The organism is uncultured Amnibacterium sp., from assembly GCF_964244015.1.
Lineage (GTDB): Bacteria > Actinomycetota > Actinomycetes > Actinomycetales > Microbacteriaceae > Amnibacterium.
Window position 1 is genome coordinate 1 of record NZ_CAXTHO010000043.1, and the last position, 20254, is coordinate 20254.

A 20254-nucleotide genomic window follows, 5' to 3' on the forward strand; every position below is an offset into this window, starting at 1 on the left:
GTGACCCTCGCCGTCTTCGGAGCCGTGCGTCCCCGGACGAACGTCGCGGCGCCCACCCCGGCGCCGTCGGCGATGCTCGAGCCGCCGTACATCCCCGACGACTGCAGCCCAGCGGCGGTCGCGCCGTTCGAGTGCGGCACCTACCGGTCCGTCTACGGCGCCCCGGCGGTCACCGGCGACACCGGTGGGCCCGCGAAGGATCCCCTGTCGATCTCGTTCTCGACGATCCACGGCGTGCTGTACCTGACCGCGCGGAGCGAGAGCTGCTTCGCGGCCGGGGTCCCGGTCCGCTACGACGGGAATCGGCTCACGCTCGCCGGGCGGCTGCTCGTGGGCCAGGCCGCCGGCTGCACGGGCGCAGGTACGAACGACGCGAAGCACTGGGCGAACGCGTTCCTGCGCGGGCCGATGCGGATCGACGCCTCGGGCGGCGGTCTGGCGTTCGACACCGACACCGCGATGGTGACGTTCCGGTACCAGGGCGCAGCGGGGATCGGCGAGCAGCAGCTGCCGCGGAACGACGCGACGTGCGTCGCCGCGCACGTGCAGCCGTTCTCCTGCGCCACCTATCGGTCGACCGGCGGAACGGGGACGCTGTCGTTCCTCGCCGCTCACCCCTACACGTTGCGCTTCCAGCACATCAACGGCGAGCTGACCGCGGAGCTCGGCGGCGACTGCAACAGCCTGAGCGTGATCCTCCAGCCTGACACCCACACGGTCTTCGCGATCCCTGCAGGCTCGACGCTCGTCGGCTGTGTCAAGGAGCGAGGTGACCGTGACAACGCAATCGCGGCGTTCTTCCGAGGTGACATGACCGTGTCGACCACCGCGGACACGATCGTCTTCAGCTTGAACGGCTCCAGCGCCACCTTCAGCCGCTGACGGGGCCGACCGCTGCAAAGAGGACGGTGCGCACCGTCCTCTTTGCAGCTCAGGGCCCCGTTAGTGGGAGGAGCCGGCCGACTCGATCTCCGAGCGGTCGCCGCTCCACAGGGTGTGGAAGGTGCCCGGCTTGTCGATCCGGCCGTAGGTGTGCGCGCCGAAGAAGTCGCGCTGCGCCTGGATCAGCGCGGCCGGCAGCCGGTCCGAGGAGAGCGCGTCGTAGTAGGCGAGCGCGGAGGAGAAGCCCGGCACCGGCACGCCCGACAGCGCAGCGGTCGACACGACGCGGCGCCAGGCCGCCTCGCCGTCCGCGATGATCTTCGCGAAGTACTCGTCCGCGAGCAGCGTCGGCAGCTCGGGGTTGCGCTCGTACGCCTCGACGATCCGGTTCAGGAACCGCGCGCGGATGATGCAGCCCGCGCGCCAGATCTTCGCGACGGCGCCCTTGTCGATGGTCCAGCCGTACTGCTCGGCGCCGGCGATGATGATGTCGAAGCCCTGCGCGTACGCGACGACCTTGGAGGCGTAGAGCGCGGCGCGCACGTCGTCCTCGAACCCGTCCGGCTTCGGCACCGGCGTCGGCCGGCCCTTCTCGATCGCGCGGACGGCCTCCCGCTGCTTCGGCTTGCTCGACACGGCGCGCGCGAAGACGGCCTCGCCGATGCCGGAGACCGGGATGCCCAGGCCGACCGCGTTCTGCACGGTCCAGACCCCGGTGCCCTTCGAGCCCGCCTGGTCGAGGATCAGGTCGACGAGCGGCGTGCCGGTCGCGGCGTCCTGCTGCCGCAGCACCTCCGCGGTGATCTCGATCAGGTACGACTCGAGGTCGCCCTGGTTCCACTCGTCGAACACGTCCGCGAGCGCCGGGGTGTCGTGGTTGCCGACGCGGCGGAGGAGGTCGTACGCCTCCGCGATCAACTGCATGTCGGCGTACTCGATGCCGTTGTGGACCATCTTCACGAAGTGGCCCGCGCCGTCGTGGCCGATGTGCGTGACGCACGGCTCGCCCTCCGCCTCCGCGGCGATGGACTCGAGGATCGGCTTCAGCCGCGTCCACGCGTCGTCGGAGCCGCCCGGCATGATCGACGGCCCGTTCAGCGCGCCCTCCTCCCCGCCGGAGATGCCCGTGCCGGCGAAGTTGAGGTTCCGGTCGCGCAGGTCCTTCTCGCGGCGGATGGTGTCGAGGAAGTTCGCGTTGCCGCCGTCGACGATGATGTCGCCGGGCTCGAAGCGGTCCGCCAGCTGGTCGATGACGGCGTCGGTGCCACGGCCCGCCTGGACCATGATGATCGCGACGCGCGGCTTCTTCAGGCTCGCGACGAAGTCCCCGATGTCGTGGCTGGGGACGAACTCGCCCTCCGAGCCGTGCTCGCGGATCAGGTCGTCCGTCTTCGCGTCGGTGCGGTTGTAGACCGCCGTCACGTTGCCGTGGTGGGCGAGGTTCCTCGCCAGGTTCGATCCCATGACCGCCATACCGACGACCCCGATGTCGGCGACGCCGACCTGCTGCTCGCTCATGCCCCGAGGCTATCGCCGGAGGACCGGGGTCAGCCTGGGCCTCCTACGCTCGCCCAATGACCGAACGACGCCTGCGCGCGGTGGCGGCGACGCCCCTTTCCGAGGACCTCGCGGAGCGCATCCGTGCCGCCGAACCCCGCCTCGACCTCATCGTCGAGCAGGACCTCCTCCCTCCGCAGCAGCATCCCGGCGACCACGGCGGCGACCCGGCGTTCGCGCGGTCGGCGGCGGACGAGCGGCGGTTCGAGCAGCTGGTCGACTCTGCGGAGGTGCTCTACGGCATCCCGGGGGAGCAGCCGGCCCAGCTCGCGAGGACCCTGCGCGCGAACCCGGCGCTGGAGTGGGTGCAGCTGATGCCCGCGGGTGGCGGCGGGCAGGTGAAGGGCGCGGAGCTGACGCGGGAGGAGCTCGACCGGGTCCACTTCACGACCACCGCGGGCGTCCACGCCGTGCCGCTCGCGGAGTGGAGCGAGTTCGGGCTGCTCGCCGGGTTCAAGTCGCTGCCCCGGTTGCAGGAGGCGCAGCGCGCGCACGAGTGGGTCGAGTCCCGCTGGGTGATGCGCCGACTCGAGGGCAGCCGCGTGCTGGTCGTCGGCCTCGGGTCGATCGGCCGGCTGGTCGCCAAGCGCCTCGCTCCTCAGGGCGTGCGCGTGGCCGGCACGAGCCGTCGCGACGTGGAGGTGGAGGGGGTCGAGGAGGTCATCCACCCGCGTGATCTCGTCGCGCGCATCGGCGACTTCGACGGGATCGTCGTGACGCTGCCCGGCACGGACGAGACCCGCCACCTCGTGGGCGCGGAGGCGCTCGCCGCGACCAGGCCGGGCGTCACGATCGTCAACGTCGGCCGCGGAACCGTCATCGACCAGGAGGCGCTGACCCGCCACCTCCGCACCGGCCGCGTCGGCTTCGCGGCGCTGGACGTGACGGATCCCGAGCCGCTGCCTGCGGATTCGCCGCTGTGGGACCTGCCGAACGTGCTGATCAGCCCGCACACGGCGGCGCTGAGCGACCGGGAGGACGCCCTGATCGCGGACCTCTTCGCCCGCAACGCGACGAAGTACCTGGACGGGGAACCGCTGATCAACCCGGTGAACACCCACGAGTTCTACTGAGCACTTTTCGCGGATCAGGCTCGTTTCGCCAACACGCCGTTCCAGGCGGCGCATGCGGCGGCGTGTTCGGAATCCAGCCTGATCCGCGAAAAGATGAGCCCATGTCGATGCTGCCGCTCGTCATCATGGGGGTGTCGGGGTCCGGGAAGACGACCGTCGCGGAGGCGCTCGCCGCGCGGATCGAGGGCGGGGTCGCGCTCGACGCCGACGACCTGCACTCCGAGGCGAACACGGCCAAGATGCACGCCGGCATCCCGCTGACCGACCTCGACCGTGCGCCGTGGCTGGCGGCGGTGGGCCGCGCGATGGCCGACGAGACCCGCGCGGGCCGGGTGCCGGTGATGGCCTGCTCGGCGCTGAAGCGCGCCTACCGCCTCCGGATCCTCGCGGAGGAGCCGGGCGCCCTGTTCGTGCTGCTGGACGTGGACCGCGAGGAGCTCGACCGGCGCGTGCACGCGCGGCAGGGCCACTTCATGCCGCCCTCCCTCCTGGACTCGCAGCTCGCGACGCTCGAGCCGCTGGCTCCCGACGAGCCCGGCTTCACCATCGCCATCACGCACGCCGACACCGACGTGGCCGAGACCGTCCTCGCGAGGGTGCTCGCCGCGCACTGAGGCCGCCTCCACTCAGGAGGGGCGGACGCGCCGACTCGGCGGGCGACTCCGGACGTTCCGGGCGACAACGGACGCCCGGAACGTCCGGAAGCGCCCGCCTCCGCTCGCTCGCGCACCGCGGCGTCCGCGCGCGGCGAGGCCGAAGGTTGCGTCGTGTGTCGCTCCGACGTGCGCGAAGCGTCGTGCCCTCGCTACCTTCGCCGGTCGGGTCGAGGCAGCACCGCCTCACAGCACTGCCCACCTGACGGATCGGAGTCCCCTTGTCCCTGCGTACCCTCCGCCTGCCCGCAGGCGCCGCGCTTCTCGCGTCCGCCGCGCTCGTCCTCGCCGGCTGCTCCGGCACCGGCACCGGCGCCTCCGGCTCCTCCGGCAGCGCATCGACCGGCACGAAGAAGGCCGTGAACATCGCGCTGGTCCGCCAGCTGAGCACCGGCGACTTCTACGAGCAGTACCTCTCCGGTGCGCAGGCGGAGGCGAAGAAGCTCGGTGTGAACCTCTCGACCTTCAGCGCCGACGGCGACAACGCCAAGCAGGCCACGCAGCTGCAGCAGGCGACCGCGGCGAAGCCCGGCGCGATCATCGTCGACCACGGCTTCACCGACTCGCTCAAGGCCCCGGTCGCGGCAGCCATCGCCGCGAAGATCCCGATCGTCTCGTTCGACGTCGACACGGGCAGCACGGACGTCACGACGGTCGACCAGTCGGACGCGACGATCGCGAAGGACATCACCGACAAGCTCGTCAGCGACACCGGCGGGAGCGCGGAGGTCATCTACGCGTACGTCGCCGGCTACGCGCCGCTCGACAAGCGCGACGCCGTCTGGAAGACGGTGAAGGCCGCGAACACCGGTCTCAAGCAGGTCGCGCAGGTCGGTGTCGTCAACGCCTCCACCGCCGCGCAGACGGCCGACCAGGTCAAGGCGGCGCTGCAGGCGCACCCCGGCGTGACCGCGATCCTCGCCCCCTACGACGAGTTCGCGAAGGGCGCGGTCCAGGCCGTCAACGAGTTGAAGCTGAACGACACGGTCAAGGTCTACGGCGCCGACATCTCCAACGCGGACATCTCGGTGATCACGAAGAGCGGCAGCCCGTGGGTCGCGACCGCGGCCACCGACCCGGCGAACGTCGGCGCGGTCTCCGTCCGTGCCGCGTACCTCAGGGCGACCGGCGGCACCGTCGACGCCGCCATCGAGGTCCCGCCTGCCCTGATCACGCAGGACGTGCTGCGCAGCAAGAGCATCACCACGCTCGCCGGCCTCGCGGAGGCGTTCCCGGACCTCGAGACGCCCGACATCGCGGCGGTGCCGTGACATCTGAGCACCACCCCGTCGTCCTCGCGGTCCGCGAGGTCGGCAAACGCTTCGGGGAGACGACCGCGCTCAGCGGCGTCTCCCTCGAGGTGCGTGCGGGGGAGGTGCTGGGCCTCGTCGGCGCGAACGGCGCCGGCAAGTCGACTCTGACGAAGATCCTGTCCGGCACGGAGGCGCCGACCACGGGACACGTGGAGGTGCGGGGCCGTCGCGTCCGCCTCCAGAGCGCCGAGCAGGCCCGCGCCGCGGGCATCGAGACCGTGCACCAGGACGTGGACGCCGCGCTCGTGCCCGACGTGAGCGTCGCCGAGAACCTCGTGCTCCCGGCGCTGGTGACCGGCGCGCTCGGCCGGTTCCCGTCGCGCCGCCGGATCCGCGCGGAGGCGGAGCGCATCGCCGCCGGGCGCCTCGCGGGCATCGACCTGGACGCCACGGTGTCGGAACTCGGCGTCTCGGACCGCCAGCGGGTCCTGATCGCGCGCGGCCTCGCCTCCGACCCGACCGTGCTCGTCCTCGACGAGCCGACCGCGGCCCTGTCGGTCGACGAGCAGCAGGCGCTGCACGCGACCGTGCGCGCGCTCGCCGCGCAGGGCACCGCGATCGTCTTCATCACGCACCACCTCGGGGAGACCGTCGCCGTCTGCGACCGGGTCGTCGCACTCCGCGACGGCCGGGTCGCGGGCGAGTTCACCGCGCCGCTCGCGGCCGCCCGTCTCGCGCACGCGATCCTCGGCGGGCTGGAGGCGCCAGGCGCGCTGGGCGCGGCGGCGGCGACCGGCGGCGAGGTGGTGCTCGACGTCATCGGCGCGCAGGCGCGGCCGGGCGGCCCCCGCATCGACCTCACCGTGCGCCGCGGCGAGGTCCTCGGCATCACCGGTCTGCTCGGCGCCGGCAAGACGGAGCTGCTCGAGCAGCTGGCCGGCGTCCGCCCGATCGAGGCGGGCGTGATCTCGATCGACGGCGCGCCCTTCCGGCCGGCGCACCCCGGCGCGGCGATCGAGGCCGGCGTCGGCTTCGTGCCCGAGGACCGCGCCCGCGCCGCGGAGCTGCCGGGCTGGACGGTCGCCGACTCGCTGACGCTGCCCGACCTCCGCCGCTACCGGCGCGGCGCGCTCCTCAGCAGGAGGGCGGAGGACCGGGCGACGTCGGACCTCATCCGCACCCTCGGCGTCGTCTGCTCCGGTCCGCGCGCGGCGATCGAGTCGCTCTCCGGTGGCAACCGCCAGAAGGTCGTCGTCGGCCGCTGGTTCGCCGCAGGCTCCCGCCTCCTGGTGCTCGACGAGCCGTTCCGCGGCGTCGACATCGGGGCCCGCGCCGACATCGCCCGCCTCGTCCGCGGCGTCGACGCGGCCGCCACGGTCGTGGCATCCTCGGATCCGGAGGAGATCCTCGAGGTCGCCGACCGTGTGCTGGTGATGGCCGACGGCGGCGTCGTCGGCGAGGTCGACCCCCGGACCGTGGACGCCGAGACCCTCGCCGACCTGATGACGCGGGCCGTGCACCCGCCGGCCGTACCCGTGGAGGAGCGCGCATGACCCGCCTCGCCGAGCCGGCCACCGCTCCGGGCGACGTGCTGCCTCCGGCCCGCACGCCCGATCCGGGGAGGCGGACCGTGCTGTCCCGCGTCCGCGACGCGGTGTTCCGCTACGGCCTGCTGATCCTGCTCGTGGCGCTGATCGTGGTGTTCGCGCTGACGCAGCCGGCGTTCTTCACCGTCTTCAACCTGCTGAGCATCCTGCTGTCGGTCGCGGTCGTGGCGATCGTCGCGCTCGGGGTCACGGTGTCGATGACGGTCGACGGCTTCGACCTGTCCGTCGGCGCGAACGTGAGCCTCACGGTCATGGTGACCGCCGCGAGCCTCGTCTACTGGGGCCTCGGTCCGGTGCTGTCCACCATCGTCGGCCTCGCGACGGGCCTCGCGGTCGGCCTGGTCAACGGCCTGCTCATCGTCGTCGCGCGGGTCCCGGACATGCTCGCGACGCTCGGCACGATGTTCGTGTTCGCGGGCGGCTCCCTCCTGATCACCGCCGGGCAGTCGATCGCGGACGGCTCCGGGTACAGCGGCGCCCCACCCCGCGGTTCGTTCACGGACGCGTTCACCTGGATCGGCCAGGGCGACGTGCTCGGCGTGCCCGTCCCGGTGATCGTGCTCGTCGTCGTGACCGTCACCGTGATCGTCTTCCTCGCCAGGACCCGCACCGGGCGGCTGCTGCGCGCGGTCGGCGGGAACCGGGAGGCGGCCCGCCTCGCGGGTGCGCGCGTCGGCCGGCTGCGGGTGCTCGCGTACGTGATCAGCGGGCTGCTCGCCGGGATCGGCGGCGTGATCCTCGCGTCCCGCACCGGCCGCGGCGACGTGAACGTCGGCGCCGACTACCTCCTGCAGGCCGTCTCCGCGTCGCTGATCGGCTTCGCGGTGCTCGGCGCGAACCGGCCGAACGCGTTCGGCACGGTCGTCGGCGCGATCTTCGTCGGCGTCGTGCTGAACGGCTTGACGATGTTCAACGTGCAGACCTACGGGCAGGACTTCGTGCAGGGCCTCCTGCTCGTCGGCGCCCTGATCGTCAGCTTCTCCGCACTGTTCAACAGGAGGGCCCGCCGGTGAGCGTCGAGCTGCTCGAGGCGGCGACGGTCCCCGCCTACCTCACCGCGCACCCGGATCTCGCCGGCGGTGTCGACCCGGCTACCGCGCAGGTGCGGGAGGTCGGCGACGGCAACCTGAACCTCGTGTTCATCGCGGAGGACGCCGCGGGCGCCTCCGTCGTGCTGAAGCAGTCGCTGCCCTACGTGCGCACCGACCACTCGTGGGCCGTGCCGCAGGATCGGATCTTCGCGGAGGCGCGGGGCTACGAGGCCGCGGCCCGCACGTCGCCGGGGTCGACGCCGCGGTTCTTCGGGCTGGACGTCGACCGGCGCCTGATCGCGATCGAGGACCTGTCGGCCTGGGCGGTCTGGCGCAGCGCGCTGAACGAGGGCCGGATCACGCCGGGTGCCGGTGCGGACCTCGGCCGGTACGTCGCGCGCCTCGCGTTCGGCACGTCCGCCTTCGGCGCCTCCGCTGCGGAGGTGCGCGCCGGCGCGGCAGGGGCGCTGAACATCGAGCTCTGCCGGATCACCGAGGATCTCGTGTTCACCGAGCCGTTCCGCGACCACGAGCACAACGGCTGGGACGAGGCGGTGACGCCGGCGGTGCTCGCGCTCCGCGACGACGCGGTGCTGGCGGAGGTCGCGGAGCTGAAGTGGCGCTTCCTGACCGCGGCGGAGGGGCGCATCCACGGCGACCTGCACACCGGCAGCGTCTTCGTGGCGCCGTCTGGAACGGACGGGATCGTCGCGAAGGCGTTCGACCTCGAGTTCGGCGTGTACGGGCCGATCGCGTTCGACCTCGGCGCCCTGTTCGGCAACTTCCTGCTCGCCGGGTCCCGGGCCGCGGCGCTCGATCACGCTCCCGAGTTCCGGGACTGGGTGGCAGGCCTCATCGGCGAGACCTGGGACGCGTTCGAGGCCGAGTTCCGGCACCTCTGGCCGCAGCGCGTCGATCCGGCGTTCACGGACGCGTTCCTCGAGTCGTGGCTGACCGAGACCTGGCACCGCGCGGTCGGCTTCGGCGGGATCAAGGCGGCGCGGCGGATCGTCGGCTGGGCGAAGGTGTCGGACATCCAGACGCTCGACGAGGAGGCCCGCGTCCAGGCGGCCGGATCCGCGCTCACCGCCGCGCGCGGCTGGATCACGGAGCGGCACGGCATCGCGGACCCCGCGGCGCTCGCAGCGTTCACGAGGGAGGCGGTGGCGTCATGGCGGTGAGCGCCGTCGAGAGCATCGCGTGGACCGGTGACCGCCTCACCGTGCTGGATCAGCGGCGCGTGCCGGACGAGACGGTCTTCCTCGAGCTGCGCACGATCGACGGTGTCATCGAGGCGATCGCGTCGCTCGCGGTGCGCGGGGCGAACGTGCTCGGCTCTGCGGGCGCGTTCGGCTACGTGCTCGGGGTGCGCGCCGGGCTGCTGCCGGAGGACGCCGCGGCCCGGGTGATCGCCGCCCGGCCGACCGCGGTGAACCTCCGCGTCGCCGTCCAGCTCGCCCATGCCGCGCAGCTGCGCGGCGAGGACCCGCTCGACGTCGCGCTCGCGCTGCTGGCCGAGGACCGCGACGCCTGCGCGACGATCGGGCAGCTCGGCCGGCAGGAGCTCGCCGGCGCCTCCCGCCTCCTCACCCACTGCAACACCGGCGCGCTCGCGACCACCGGCCGCGGCACGGCGCTCGGCATCGTCTACGCCAAGGCCGAGGCGGGGGAGCCGGTCGAGGTCGTCGCGACCGAGACCCGGCCGCTGCGGCAGGGAGCCCGCCTCACGGTCTGGGAGCTGCAGGAAGCGGGGATCCCCGTCACGCTCATCGTCGACGCCGCGGCCGCCGCCGCGCTGACCGCCGGCCAGGTCGACGCGGTCGTCGTCGGCGCGGACCGGATCGCCGCGAACGGCGACACCGCGAACAAGATCGGCACCCTCGCCCTCGCGATCGCGGCGAAGCACGCCGGCATCCCCTTCTACGTCGCGGCGACGTGGAACGCGATCGATCCGAGCACGCCCGACGGCGCCGCGATCCCGATCGAGCTGCGCGGCGCCGCCGAGGTGATCGGCACCGGCGACGGCGCGCCCGCCGGGGACACCGCGGTCTGGAACCCGGCGTTCGACGTCACGCCCGCCTCGCTCATCACCGGGATCGTGACCGAGCGCGGTGTGCTGCACGCCCCGTTCGGCCCCGCGATCGCGGGGCTCGCCCGGTGACCGTCCGCGCCGTCTACGCGCTGACCGGTGACGTGCGGGACGCCCGATCGCGGGCCGAGGCGCTCGCGGTCGAGCAGAGCCACGAGTTCCCGCCCGACCTCGCGCCCGTGAAGGCCGCCCCCTCCAGAGCCCACGTGGTGGGGCTGGAGGAGCGGGGGCCCGACCTCGCGCTCGCGACCGTCGAGTTCCCGGACGACCTCGCCGGCGACGAGCTGACGCAGCTGATGGTGATGGTGTTCGGCAACTGCGCGCTGCTGCCCGGCGTGCGGCTGGTCGACCTGGATGTGCCGGCCGCTCTGGCTGCGGCGATGGGGGGCGGTCCGGCGCTCGGCGTGGAGGGGGTCCGGCGCGCGCTCGGGGTGCCCGACCGGCCGATCCTGGCGACCGCGCTGAAACCGGTCGGGCTGCCGACCGAGGACCTCGCGGGCCTGGCGCGGCAGTTCGCCGAGGGCGGCATCGACCTGATCAAGGACGACCAGGGCCTCGGGAACCAGCGCTGGGCGCCCTACGCCGAGCGCGTGCCGCGCATCGCCGAGGCGGTCGCTGCGGGGAACGCGGTCTCGGGTCACAGCGCCCGCTACCTGCCGTGCTTCGACGCACCGCCCGAGCTGGTGGAGGAGCGCCTGAGGATCGCGCTCGACGCCGGCGCGGGCGGCCTGCTCGTCGTCCCGGGCGTCGGCGGTCTGCCGCTGCTGCGGTGGCTCGCGCGGAACACCCCCGACGACTTCGTGCTGCTGGCGCACCCGGCGCTGCTCGGCAGCCTCGCGGTCTCGCCGACCTCGGGCATCGCGCCCGGGGTGCTGTACGGGTCGCTGCTGCGGCTGGCCGGCGCAGACGCCGCGATCTTCCCCTCCTACGGCGGGCGCTTCAGCTTCACGCAGGACGAGTGCCGGGCGATCGCCGACGGCTGCGCGGGCCCGTTCGCCGGGCTGCCCGCGTCGCTGCCGACACCCGGCGGCGGCATGAGCCCCGACCGCGTGCCCGAGCTGGTCGACTTCTACGGCCGCGACGTCGTGCTGCTCATCGGCGGCGAGCTGCACCGCGGAGGCGACCCCCGAGGATCCAGCGAGCGCTTCCGCGCCCTCGTGGAATCCGTCGTCTGACGTTTCATCTTTACGGAGTTCTGGCGCGGCGGAGCCCGCCAGAACTCCGTAAAGATGAAAAGTGCTCGCTCAGCGGCGGATGAAGGCCGCGACCTCCGGGTCGGCGCTGAGCGTCGCGAACTGGTCCGCGTCCGGGAGCACCGGGCGGTCGCGGTCGAGCGGGACGATGCACTGGAAGCCCAGCGGCTCGTCGCCGGTGGCGCGGAACTGGTGCCAGGCCCATGCGGGTACGAACACGAGGTCGTGCTGCGCCAGGGGGATCACGCGGTCCTGCACGAGCGCGGCGCCGGACCCGCGCATCACGATCACCTGGTGCGTGTGCTCGTGGTGCTCGAGCGTGCTCCAGCCGCCGGGCGCGACCTCGAAGTAGCGCACCTCCACGCCCTGGCCGTCGCCGGCGCCGAACAGCACCCGGCGGGTCACCCCGCGGAACGTCGTGTCGTGCTCCTTGTACACGAGCTCGTCGACGCCCTCCCAGCGGTACGGCTCGGGCTGGCCCCGGAGGGCCTCGCGCACCTCGCTCATGTCGCTCATGCCTCCGATCATGGGCCGTGTCGCCGCTTCCGGCGACCTCGGCGACCTCGGACGTCACCGAACCCGGTACGGAGCCGGGAATCCGGGCCGCCGGCGTCCGGTATGCTCTCTCGCTGGACTTCGGCGAGGGTTGCGGCAGGTCTGCCGCGGCCGTGATCGACGCAGGGCGCCCATGACCGGGCTACTGCGGCACCGCCGATCGTATTCGAGCGGGTCGCCTGGCGGCCCCACGTGGAGGGACCAGCATGGCTGAGAAGATCGCCGCCGAGGCGCGCACGACGTTCGGCAAGGGCGCTGCGCGCAAGCTGCGCGCATCAGGCCGCATCCCGGCCGTCGTCTACGGGCACGGCACCGACCCGGTGCACATCTCGCTCCCGGCGCACGAGACGGGGCTGATCATCCGCCGCGCGAACTCGGTCCTCGACCTCGACCTCGCCGGCGGTGCCCTGATGGCGCTCGTCAAGGACGTGCAGCGCGACCCGGTGCGCCAGATCATCGAGCACCTCGACCTGATCATCGTCCGCACGGGCGAGCAGGTCGAGGTCGACGTGCCGATCCTCCTCGAGGGCGAATCCGCCCCGGGCACCGTCGCCACCCTCGACACCCAGACCCTGCTGCTCAAGGTCCTCGCGACCGCGATCCCGCAGCACGTGATCGTCAGCGTCCAGGGCCTCGAGGACGGCGCGCACATCACCGCCGCCGACGTCGAGCTGCCGGAGGGCGCGGAGCTCGCGGCGGATCCGGAGCTGCTCATCATCGGCGTCCAGCTCGAGGCGGCCGAGGAGTCGCTCGAGAACGAGGCCGCCGCGTCCGAGACGGTCTCCAGCGCCTCCTGACCCGCGGGCGAGATCCGACCGGTGGACGCCGATGCATGACGACGTCTGGCTCGTCGTCGGGCTCGGCAACCCCGGTCCCCAGTACGCGGGCAACCGGCACAACGTCGGCCGGATGGTCGTCGACGAGCTGGCCGCCCGCTTCGGCGCCCGGTACTCCCGGCACAAGACCGGTGCCGGCGTCGCGGAGGGGCGGGACCGGCCCGGCGGCACCAGGTTCGTGCTGGCCGCGCCGCAGACCTACATGAACGAGTCGGGCCGCCCGGTCGGCGCGCTCGCGAAGTTCTACTCGCTCCCTCCGGAGCGGCTGATCGTCGTGCACGACGAGCTCGACATCCCGTTCGGCGACCTGCGGCTGAAGACCGGAGGGGGCCACGGCGGCCACAACGGCGTGCGCGACATCGCGCTCGTGCTGGGCAGCCCCGAGTTCCCGCGGGTCCGCGTCGGCATCGGCAGGCCGCCAGGCCGCCAGGCCGCGGCGGACTTCGTGCTGCGGGACTTCACCCCGACGGAGCGCACGGAGCTGCCCCTCCTGATCGGCGACGCCGCCGACGCGGTCGTCGACCTGGCCGACCTGGGCATCGACGCGGCGCAGCAGCGCTGGAACGCCCCCCGCGCCGCCCGCTGAGCCCTTCCGTTTTGAAGGAGCTTCGGCGGCGAAGCCCCCGAATCTCCTTCAAAACGGAATCGCCAGGCGAGCCCGGCCTGCCGGGGTGCGCTCGTCCAGCCGCGGACCGGTAGACCAGTGCCATGGCCGAGGCGCGCATCGCGATCGTGACCGGAGGCGGTTCCGGGGTCGGCGCGGCGTGCGCGACCGCGCTCGCGGAGGCGGGCTGGACCGTCGCGGTGCTCGGCAGGCGGCGGGAGCCCCTCGAACGGCTCGCCGCTGCGGTGGAGGGGATCCACGCGTTCCCCGCCGATGTGCGGGATCCGGCGGAGGTCGAGCGCGTCTTCGGCCAGGTGGTCGAACGCTTCGGCCGGCTCGACCTGCTGTTCAACAACGCCGGCCGCGGCGGTGCGCCGAAGCCGATCGACGAGGTCGACATCGACGAGTGGCGGCAGGTCGTCGACCTCAACGTCACCGGCACCTTCCTCTGCACCCGCGCCGCGTTCGGCATCATGCGGGGCCAGGACCCGCAGGGCGGCCGCATCGTCAACAACGGCTCGATCTCCGCGCAGGTGCCGCGCCCCCGCTCGATCGCCTACACGGCGACGAAGCACGCGGTGACGGGGATCACGAGGTCGACCTCGCTCGACGGCCGCGAGTTCGGGATCGCCGCCGGCCAGATCGACATCGGCAACGCGTCGACCGAGATGACCGCAGGGATGGCGGACGGCGCGCTGCAGGCCGACGGATCGACCCGCCCCGAGCCGACCTTCGCCGCCGCGGACGTGGGGGCGGCGCTCGTGTACATGGCGTCGCTGCCCCTGACGGCGAACGTGCAGTGGCTGACGGTGACGGCGACGACGATGCCCTACATCGGCAGGGGGTGACGGTGGCAGCGGCGCTCGCGCTCGACATCGGGGCGACGAAGCTCGCGGTCGCGCTCGTGGAGGCCGATGGCGGGATCCGCCGCATCGACCGCACCCCGACCCGCCGCGACGACGGACCCGGCGCGGTGCTCGACCGCCTCTTCGCGCTCGCCGACCGCGTCCTCGACGGCGTGCAGCCGGATGCGGTCGGCATCGCGTGCGGCGGCCCGCTCGACACCCGGGCGGGCGTGCTGCTCGGCCCCCTCCACCTGCCCGGCTGGGATCACGTCGAGATCGTCCGGATGGCGGAGGAGCGCTTCGGCGCGCCCGCGGTGCTCGCGAACGACGCCTCCGCGGGCGCGTGGGGCGAGTTCCGCGCGGGAGCGGCGAAGGACGCGGGCTCGGAGGTGTACCTGACCGTCTCGAGCGGGCTCGGCGGCGGCGCCGTGCTCGACGGCCGGCTGCTGGTCGGCGCGACCACGAACGGCGGCGAATTCGGCCACGTCTGCGTGCGGCCGGGCGGCCGACGCTGCACCTGCGGGCGGCTCGGCTGCGCGGAGGCGTACGTCGCCGGCACCCAGCTCGTCGAGCGGGCGCGGGAGGCGATGTCCGCCGGCCGCGTATCGGCGCTCGCAGGCGTGCAGGACCTCGATGCCGCCGCGATCGTGCGGTTCGCAGCCGACGACGACCTCGCCCGCGAGCTCTGGGCCGACGCCCTCGACTGCCTCGGGCAGGTCGTGACCGATCTCGTGAACGTGCTGGAACCGGAGGTGGTCGTGCTGGACGGTGGGTTGACGCGCGAGGACGCGCTCGTCGACGCGGTGCGGAGGACGGTGGCGGCGGATGCGATCGCGCCGATCCGCCGGGTCGTCCGCGTCGAGCGGGCGGCGCTCGGCGGCACGGCGCCCGCGGTGGGCGCCGGCCTCCTCGCCCTGGAGCACGCGGCATGACGGACGAGTCCGCCCCGCTCTCGAACGCCCCGCAGGGCTTCGAGCCCGCCGACGCCCCGTTCGTGCCGCGCCCCGCCGCCTCCCCGGACCGCGTGGTGCACATGATCGGCAACGCGCACCTCGACGTCGTCTGGCTGTGGCCGTGGCAGGAGGGCTACCAGGAGGCCCGTGCCACCTTCCGCAGCGTGCTCGACCGGATGGACGAGTACCCCGACTTCGTCTTCACCTGCGACCAGGTGCTCCTGCTCGCGTGGGTGGAGGAGCAGGATCCCGCCCTCTTCGAGCGCATCCGCGCCCGTGTCGCGGAGGGCCGCTGGATCAACACCGGCGGCTGGTGGGTCGAGCCGGACTGCAACCTGCCATGGGGCGAGTCGTTCGTCCGCCAGGGGCTCTACGGCCAGCGGTTCCTGCAGCAGCGGTTCGGGCGGCGCGCGACCGTCGCGATGAACGTCGACCCGTTCGGGCACGCGGCCACGCTGCCGCAAGTGTTCGCCGGCCAGGGCATGTCCGCCTACTGCTTCCTCCGCCCGATGGCGCACGAGAAGTCGCTGCCCGCCGCCCTGTTCCGCTGGCGCGGGCCGGACGGCACGGAGGTGCTCGGGTTCCGCATCCCGTTCGAGTACCAGTCCAGCCGCGAGGGCGTCGACCGCCACATCGAGAAGGCGCTCGCCGAGCACGACGAGGCGCTGCCCGAGACGATGGTCTTCTTCGGCGTCGGCAACCACGGCGGCGGCCCGACGGTCCGGCAGATCGAGACGATCCACCGGTTCGACCGGATGGGGTCGTTCGGGGCGCTGCCGCTGTCGGATCCGGAGGCGTATTTCGCCCGCGTCCGCGAGCTGGGCCTGGTGCCGGACCTGCCGGTGGCGGAGGGCGAGCTGCAGCACCACGCGCCCGGCTGCTACTCCGCCCACTCCGGCATCAAGCAGTGGCAGCGACGGGCGCAGGCGTCCGTGCTCGTCGCAGAGCGGTGGGCCGCCATCGCGGCGCTGACCCGCGGCGACGCGGTCCCGCGGGCGGATCTCGAGCGCGCCTGGAAGCAGGTGCTGCTGAACCAGGCGCACGACATCCTGCCGGGCTCCGCCATCGAGGCGGCGTTCGTGGACGCGCGCGACCAGCTGGGCGAGGCGATCTCGATCGCGAAGCGGATCACCGCCCGCGCCCACAACCGGATCGCGGCCGGTGTCGACGTCCCGCTCGACCCCTCCACGCAGCCCGTGCTCGTGTTCAACCACCACCCGTGGCCGGTGACGACGACGGTCGAGCTGCACCTCGGGTTCGGGCTGGAGGCGGACCCGTCGCGGGTGACCGCGGCGGACGGTACGCCCGTGCCGAGCCAGGGGATCTCCTCCCGCTCCCAGATCGGCAGGCGCACGGGCGCGGCGATCGCGTTCCGCGTCGACCTGCCGCCGCTCGGCGTCGCGCGGTACGCGCTGCACCTGCCGGCGGGCGGGTCCTTCGCCGCCGGCGCGGTCGCCAACCCGCCCGCGATGCCGGCGGTGGCAGCCCCGGAACCGGGACCGACCTCCGGCCCGTCGATGCTGTCGCACCTCGAACACGGGACCGTGCTCGAGAACGCCCTGCTGCGTGTCGTGGTCGACCATCGGACCGGCTGGCTGACGAGCCTTCTGGACAAGCGGACGGGCGCCGACCTCGTCGCAGGTGCGGCGGGCCCGCACCTGCAGGTGTGCGAGGACCCGACGGACACCTGGGGCCACCGGGTCGTCAGCTACGCGTGGCCGGGTGCCGAGATGCCGGTGACCCGCGTGCTCGTCCGCGAGGACGGCCCGCTTCGCGCGCAGATCAGGATCGAGCACCGCTGGCACGCCTCCACGCTCGCGGAGGACCTGATCCTCGAGGCGGACGCCGACGCCCTGCGGGTGCGGGTGGAGCTCGACTGGCACGAGCCGCTGCATCTGCTGAAGTGGCGGGTCCCGGTCGCGCTGCCGTCGCCGACCGGTCGCGTCGAGGTGCCGTTCGGTTCGGTCGAGCGCGCGGTCTCGGGTGCGGAGGAGCCGGGTCAGTCCTGGATCGACCTCTCGACCGACGCGGTCGGGATCGCCGTGCTGAACGACGCGAAGCACGGGTACGACCTGTCGCCCGCCACCGCTGACAGCGCTGCGAGCATCGGCATCACGGCGGTCCGCAGCCCGCCGTACGCCTGGCACGATCCGAGCGCCCTCGACCCCGACGGCGCCTACGCCTTCCACGACCAGGGCTTCCAGCGCTTCACCGTGCTCCTCGCCCCGCACGGGCCGGTGGACGTCCCCGACCTCCACCGCCGGGTCGCCGAGTTGAACCTGCGGCCGCGCGCGATGCTCGAGAGCTTCCACGAGGGCACCCTGCCGGGCCGCGTCTCGTGGGCGAGCGCCTCGCCGTCGTCGGTGCTCGTGACCGCGGTGAAGATCGGCGAGGACAGCGACGACCTGATCGTGCGCGCCGTCGAGACCTCCGGCAGCGCCGTGCAGGCCGTGATCGAGCTGCCGATCGTCGGCCGCATCATCCGCGCCGACCTCCCTCCGCACGCCCTGCGGACCTGGCGGGTGCCGCGCGATGGCGACCCGGTCGAGGTTGACCTGCTGGAGGAGGACCTGCCCTAGAAGGACCTGCCGTAGGAGCGAGCGGCGCTCAGCTGAGCGGGATGTGCTTCGCGGCGAAGAACGGGACGGGGTTGATCGCCACGTCGTTCACGTGCACCTCGAGGTGCAGGTGGCAGCCCGTCGCGGCGCCGGTCTGGCCGACCAGTCCGATGACCTGCCCGACCGACACGCGCTGGCCGACCGACACCAGGATCTGCGATTCGTGGGCGTAGCCGACCGCGATGCCGTCGCCGTGGTCGATCAGGATCCAGTTGCCGTATGTGCCCCAGTAGGTGGCGCTGGTGACGGTGCCCGAGGCGGCGGCGCGGATCGGGCGTCCGCACGGCGCCACGACGTCCTGGCCGCGGTGGAACAAGCTCACGCCCGGCACCGGCTGCACGAGCCGCGGGCCGAAGGAATCGCCGAGGCGACCCTGCACGGGCGTGATCCAGGAGGGAGGCGCGGCGACGGGCATCACGCCGGTTGCGGCGTCGGTCGTCGCCGACTCCGAGTCGACGTCCGAGCCGACCTGCATGTGCTGCACGCCGTCGACCGCGATGCCAGCGACGGGCGGCGCGTTCAGCGCCTCGCTGGCGAACGCCGGCAGCCCCCAGAGCACGCCGAGGGCGAGCACCGCGAGCGCGGCGAGGACGCCCTTCGGGCCGTGACGACGAGGCCGGGTGGGGGCGCACGTGTGCACGAACTCGGTGGGCGTCGGGGGCAGCGGGGTGGGCGCTGGGGCGAGCTGCGCGAATGGCCGCATCGCTCCCGGTCGCGCCGGTGAGACCTGTCCGAGCGACTGCGCGGGCCGAGGGGCGGCCGGCCGCTGCTGCGGGGGCCGAGGGGAGGCCGGCGGCTGCTGCGGGGGAGCGGGCGGAGTCCTGAGGCGGGATCGCACGGGGGGCTGCGACGACGGCCGCTGCCCCTCCGGCTGCCGCACGCCGGGGCGGGGCGCCGCGGGCCCGGGGTTCTGGCGCACGACCGGGATGCGCGCCGTGCCGGTGGGACCGGCGGCGGTCTCGCGCGTGCGGGCGACGGGGAGCTGGCCGGTGGAGGCGGTCCCGCTCGGCCGCGGGCGGGGCGTCGCCTGCCGGGGATCCTGCTGGCCGCTCGACTTCGGGTCCTTCGGCGGCCGGGGGCCGCGGAGCTCGCGCGGCGCCTGCCACGAGGTGCGTCGTCCGGGGTCCGCCTGCTGGCCGTCCCCCGTCGCATCCTCGTTCCAGTCCAGCGTGAGCCCCTTCCCCCGGTGCCGGAGCCCGCGGCGCCGACTCGAGGACGGTAGGCACCCCCCGAACCGGGGGCAGGGACCTCCGACGCGTGTCGGTGAACTTCCGGGGCGTGTCCCGCGTGTCTTCCGCTGAGCGGACGCCGCGCGCAGAGTCCCGCTCCGCGTCAGGCCAGGCCGAGCTGCTGCAGGATGCCGCGTTGGCCAGTCGAGCCCACCGCTCGACGCGCTTGCCGTCGACGATCCGCACCGGGATCAGGAGGGGAAGAGCGCGTCGAGCGTGTGCGTCATCGTGCCGCTGGCCGCGCGCCGCTCACGGGGCCGTCCGCTGCAATTCCTCCGGTGCGCACCGTCGGAATTGCAGCGGAGGGCCCCGGTAGCGAGGGGTCGGCGCCCTCGCGCGTCCGATGTCGGAGCCCTCCCTACACTTGGAACAGTGAGTCTCGGGGGTCTGCCACGTCTGCTTGGCTCAGCCGATTCGATGAGCGATGCACTGCTCGCCGCCTCCCGGCCGGCCGACTTCTCGGCGACGCCGGGCATGCACGCCCCGCTGATCGCCGCGCTGCTGCGCCGCCGACGCGAGCGCGGTGACGCGGATGCGCTGCTCGTCGTCACGGCGACGGAGCGGGAGGCGGACGCGCTCCGCAGCTCGTTCGAGTGCCTGCTGCCCGAGGCGGAGCTGCTCGACCTGCCCGCCTGGGAGACCCTGCCGCACGAGCGCCTCAGCCCCGGCGTCGAGACCGTGGGCCGCCGCCTCCACGCGATCCGTCGCATGCGCGTCTGGACGCCGGGCGACCCGCCGCTCGTGATCGTGGCCCCGGTCCGTGCGGCGCTGCAGCCGATCGTCGCCGGCCTCGCCGACGTCGAGCCGATCGAGCTGCGGCTGCGCCAGCGCGGCGTCGACCTGAACGTGATCGTCGAGCGGCTCGTCGCGCTGGCGTACAGCCGCGTCGACCTCGTCACCCGGCGGGGGGAGTTCGCGGTCCGCGGCGGCATCCTCGACGTCTTCTCGCCGATCGGCGAGCACCCGGTGCGGGTCGACTTCTTCGGCGACGAGGTCGATGGGCTGCGCGGCTTCTCGGTCGCCGACCAGCGCACGCTCGACGTGGCCGTCGACCACGTCGAGCTGGTACCGGCGCGCGAGCTGCTGCTCACCGAGCGCGTGCAGCAGCGGGCGCGCGAGCTGCAGCACGAGTTCCCGAACCTGGCCCAGATGCTCGCCAAGGTCGCGGAGGGCATCCCGGTGGAGGGGATGGAGTCGCTCGCCCCCGTGCTCGCCGACGGCCTGATCCCCGTCACGGAGTACCTGCCCGCGGGTGCCGCGGTGTGCGTGCTGTCAC

At 73.5% G+C, this 20254-nt stretch carries 17 protein-coding genes and 1 pseudogene; 15 read left to right on the forward strand and 3 right to left on the reverse strand.

Annotated features, from left to right (window positions below):
- The coding region (locus ACFE67_RS06905; RefSeq protein WP_375406133.1) for a hypothetical protein at nucleotides 1–882 on the forward strand (882 nt) is incomplete at its 5' end.
- 60 nt (nucleotides 883–942) lie between these two features.
- Here ACFE67_RS06905 and gndA read toward each other — a convergent pair.
- Nucleotides 943–2400 carry an NADP-dependent phosphogluconate dehydrogenase gene (gndA, locus tag ACFE67_RS06910; RefSeq protein ID WP_375406134.1) on the reverse strand — a complete coding sequence of 486 codons (1458 nt, stop codon included), beginning with the start codon at nucleotides 2398–2400 and terminating at the stop codon, nucleotides 943–945.
- 56 nt (nucleotides 2401–2456) lie between these two features.
- Here gndA and ACFE67_RS06915 point away from each other — a divergent pair, with 56 nt between their 5' ends.
- The 8 genes from ACFE67_RS06915 (at nucleotide 2457) to ACFE67_RS06950 (ending at nucleotide 11320) form a co-directional block, all read left to right on the forward strand.
- The gene (locus ACFE67_RS06915; RefSeq protein ID WP_375406135.1) at nucleotides 2457–3512 is read left to right on the forward strand and encodes a D-2-hydroxyacid dehydrogenase; all 1056 of its coding nucleotides are present in this window, start codon (nucleotides 2457–2459) and stop codon (nucleotides 3510–3512) included.
- A 101-nt stretch (nucleotides 3513–3613) separates the two neighbouring features.
- The gene (locus ACFE67_RS06920) at nucleotides 3614–4126 is read left to right on the forward strand and encodes a gluconokinase (protein ID WP_375406136.1); all 513 of its coding nucleotides are present in this window, start codon (nucleotides 3614–3616) and stop codon (nucleotides 4124–4126) included.
- A gap of 260 nt (nucleotides 4127–4386) precedes the next feature.
- Nucleotides 4387–5436, forward strand: coding sequence for a substrate-binding domain-containing protein (locus ACFE67_RS06925; RefSeq protein WP_375406137.1), 1050 nt, complete (start codon nucleotides 4387–4389; stop codon nucleotides 5434–5436).
- Complete coding sequence (locus ACFE67_RS06930; RefSeq protein WP_375406138.1) at nucleotides 5433–6971, forward strand: sugar ABC transporter ATP-binding protein; 1539 nt, start codon at nucleotides 5433–5435, stop codon at nucleotides 6969–6971. Before ACFE67_RS06925 ends, ACFE67_RS06930 begins: the two co-directional genes overlap by 4 nt.
- The gene (locus ACFE67_RS06935; protein ID WP_375406139.1) at nucleotides 6968–8038 is read left to right on the forward strand and encodes an ABC transporter permease; all 1071 of its coding nucleotides are present in this window, start codon (nucleotides 6968–6970) and stop codon (nucleotides 8036–8038) included. The genes ACFE67_RS06930 and ACFE67_RS06935 overlap by 4 nt, the downstream gene beginning before the upstream one ends.
- Entirely contained in the window at nucleotides 8035–9237 is a 1203-nt protein-coding gene (gene mtnK, locus ACFE67_RS06940) for an S-methyl-5-thioribose kinase (protein WP_375406140.1), read from the forward strand. Before ACFE67_RS06935 ends, mtnK begins: the two co-directional genes overlap by 4 nt.
- Nucleotides 9228–10217 carry an S-methyl-5-thioribose-1-phosphate isomerase gene (mtnA, locus tag ACFE67_RS06945; protein WP_375406141.1) on the forward strand — a complete coding sequence of 330 codons (990 nt, stop codon included), beginning with the start codon at nucleotides 9228–9230 and terminating at the stop codon, nucleotides 10215–10217. The genes mtnK and mtnA overlap by 10 nt, the downstream gene beginning before the upstream one ends.
- The gene (locus ACFE67_RS06950; protein WP_375406142.1) at nucleotides 10214–11320 is read left to right on the forward strand and encodes a RuBisCO large subunit C-terminal-like domain-containing protein; all 1107 of its coding nucleotides are present in this window, start codon (nucleotides 10214–10216) and stop codon (nucleotides 11318–11320) included. Before mtnA ends, ACFE67_RS06950 begins: the two co-directional genes overlap by 4 nt.
- Nucleotides 11321–11389: 69 nt before the next feature.
- Here ACFE67_RS06950 and ACFE67_RS06955 read toward each other — a convergent pair whose 3' ends face one another.
- Complete coding sequence (locus ACFE67_RS06955; protein ID WP_375406143.1) at nucleotides 11390–11854, reverse strand: cupin domain-containing protein; 465 nt, start codon at nucleotides 11852–11854, stop codon at nucleotides 11390–11392.
- A gap of 245 nt (nucleotides 11855–12099) precedes the next feature.
- Here ACFE67_RS06955 and ACFE67_RS06960 point away from each other — a divergent pair, with 245 nt between their 5' ends.
- The 5 genes from ACFE67_RS06960 (at nucleotide 12100) to ACFE67_RS06980 (ending at nucleotide 17710) form a co-directional block, all read left to right on the forward strand.
- On the forward strand, nucleotides 12100–12690 hold the full coding sequence (locus tag ACFE67_RS06960) for a 50S ribosomal protein L25/general stress protein Ctc (protein ID WP_375406144.1): 591 nt from the start codon (nucleotides 12100–12102) through the stop codon (nucleotides 12688–12690).
- 31 nt (nucleotides 12691–12721) lie between these two features.
- The gene (pth, locus tag ACFE67_RS06965) at nucleotides 12722–13315 is read left to right on the forward strand and encodes an aminoacyl-tRNA hydrolase (RefSeq protein WP_375406145.1); all 594 of its coding nucleotides are present in this window, start codon (nucleotides 12722–12724) and stop codon (nucleotides 13313–13315) included.
- 122 nt (nucleotides 13316–13437) lie between these two features.
- The gene (locus ACFE67_RS06970; protein ID WP_375406146.1) at nucleotides 13438–14181 is read left to right on the forward strand and encodes an SDR family oxidoreductase; all 744 of its coding nucleotides are present in this window, start codon (nucleotides 13438–13440) and stop codon (nucleotides 14179–14181) included.
- 2 nt (nucleotides 14182–14183) lie between these two features.
- Nucleotides 14184–15110, forward strand: coding sequence for an ROK family protein (locus ACFE67_RS06975; protein ID WP_375406147.1), 927 nt, complete (start codon nucleotides 14184–14186; stop codon nucleotides 15108–15110).
- The gene (locus ACFE67_RS06980) at nucleotides 15107–17710 is read left to right on the forward strand and encodes an alpha-mannosidase (protein ID WP_375406148.1); all 2604 of its coding nucleotides are present in this window, start codon (nucleotides 15107–15109) and stop codon (nucleotides 17708–17710) included. Before ACFE67_RS06975 ends, ACFE67_RS06980 begins: the two co-directional genes overlap by 4 nt.
- Nucleotides 17711–17738: 28 nt before the next feature.
- Here the strand turns inward: ACFE67_RS06980 and ACFE67_RS06985 are convergent, their stop codons facing one another.
- A complete protein-coding gene (locus ACFE67_RS06985) occupies nucleotides 17739–18452 on the reverse strand; it encodes a M23 family metallopeptidase (RefSeq protein ID WP_375406149.1) in 714 nt (237 codons plus the stop codon).
- 943 nt (nucleotides 18453–19395) lie between these two features.
- Between ACFE67_RS06985 and ACFE67_RS06990 the strand changes: the two are divergent.
- Nucleotides 19396–20254, forward strand: a pseudogene (locus ACFE67_RS06990) (transcription-repair coupling factor); the annotation flags it as partial.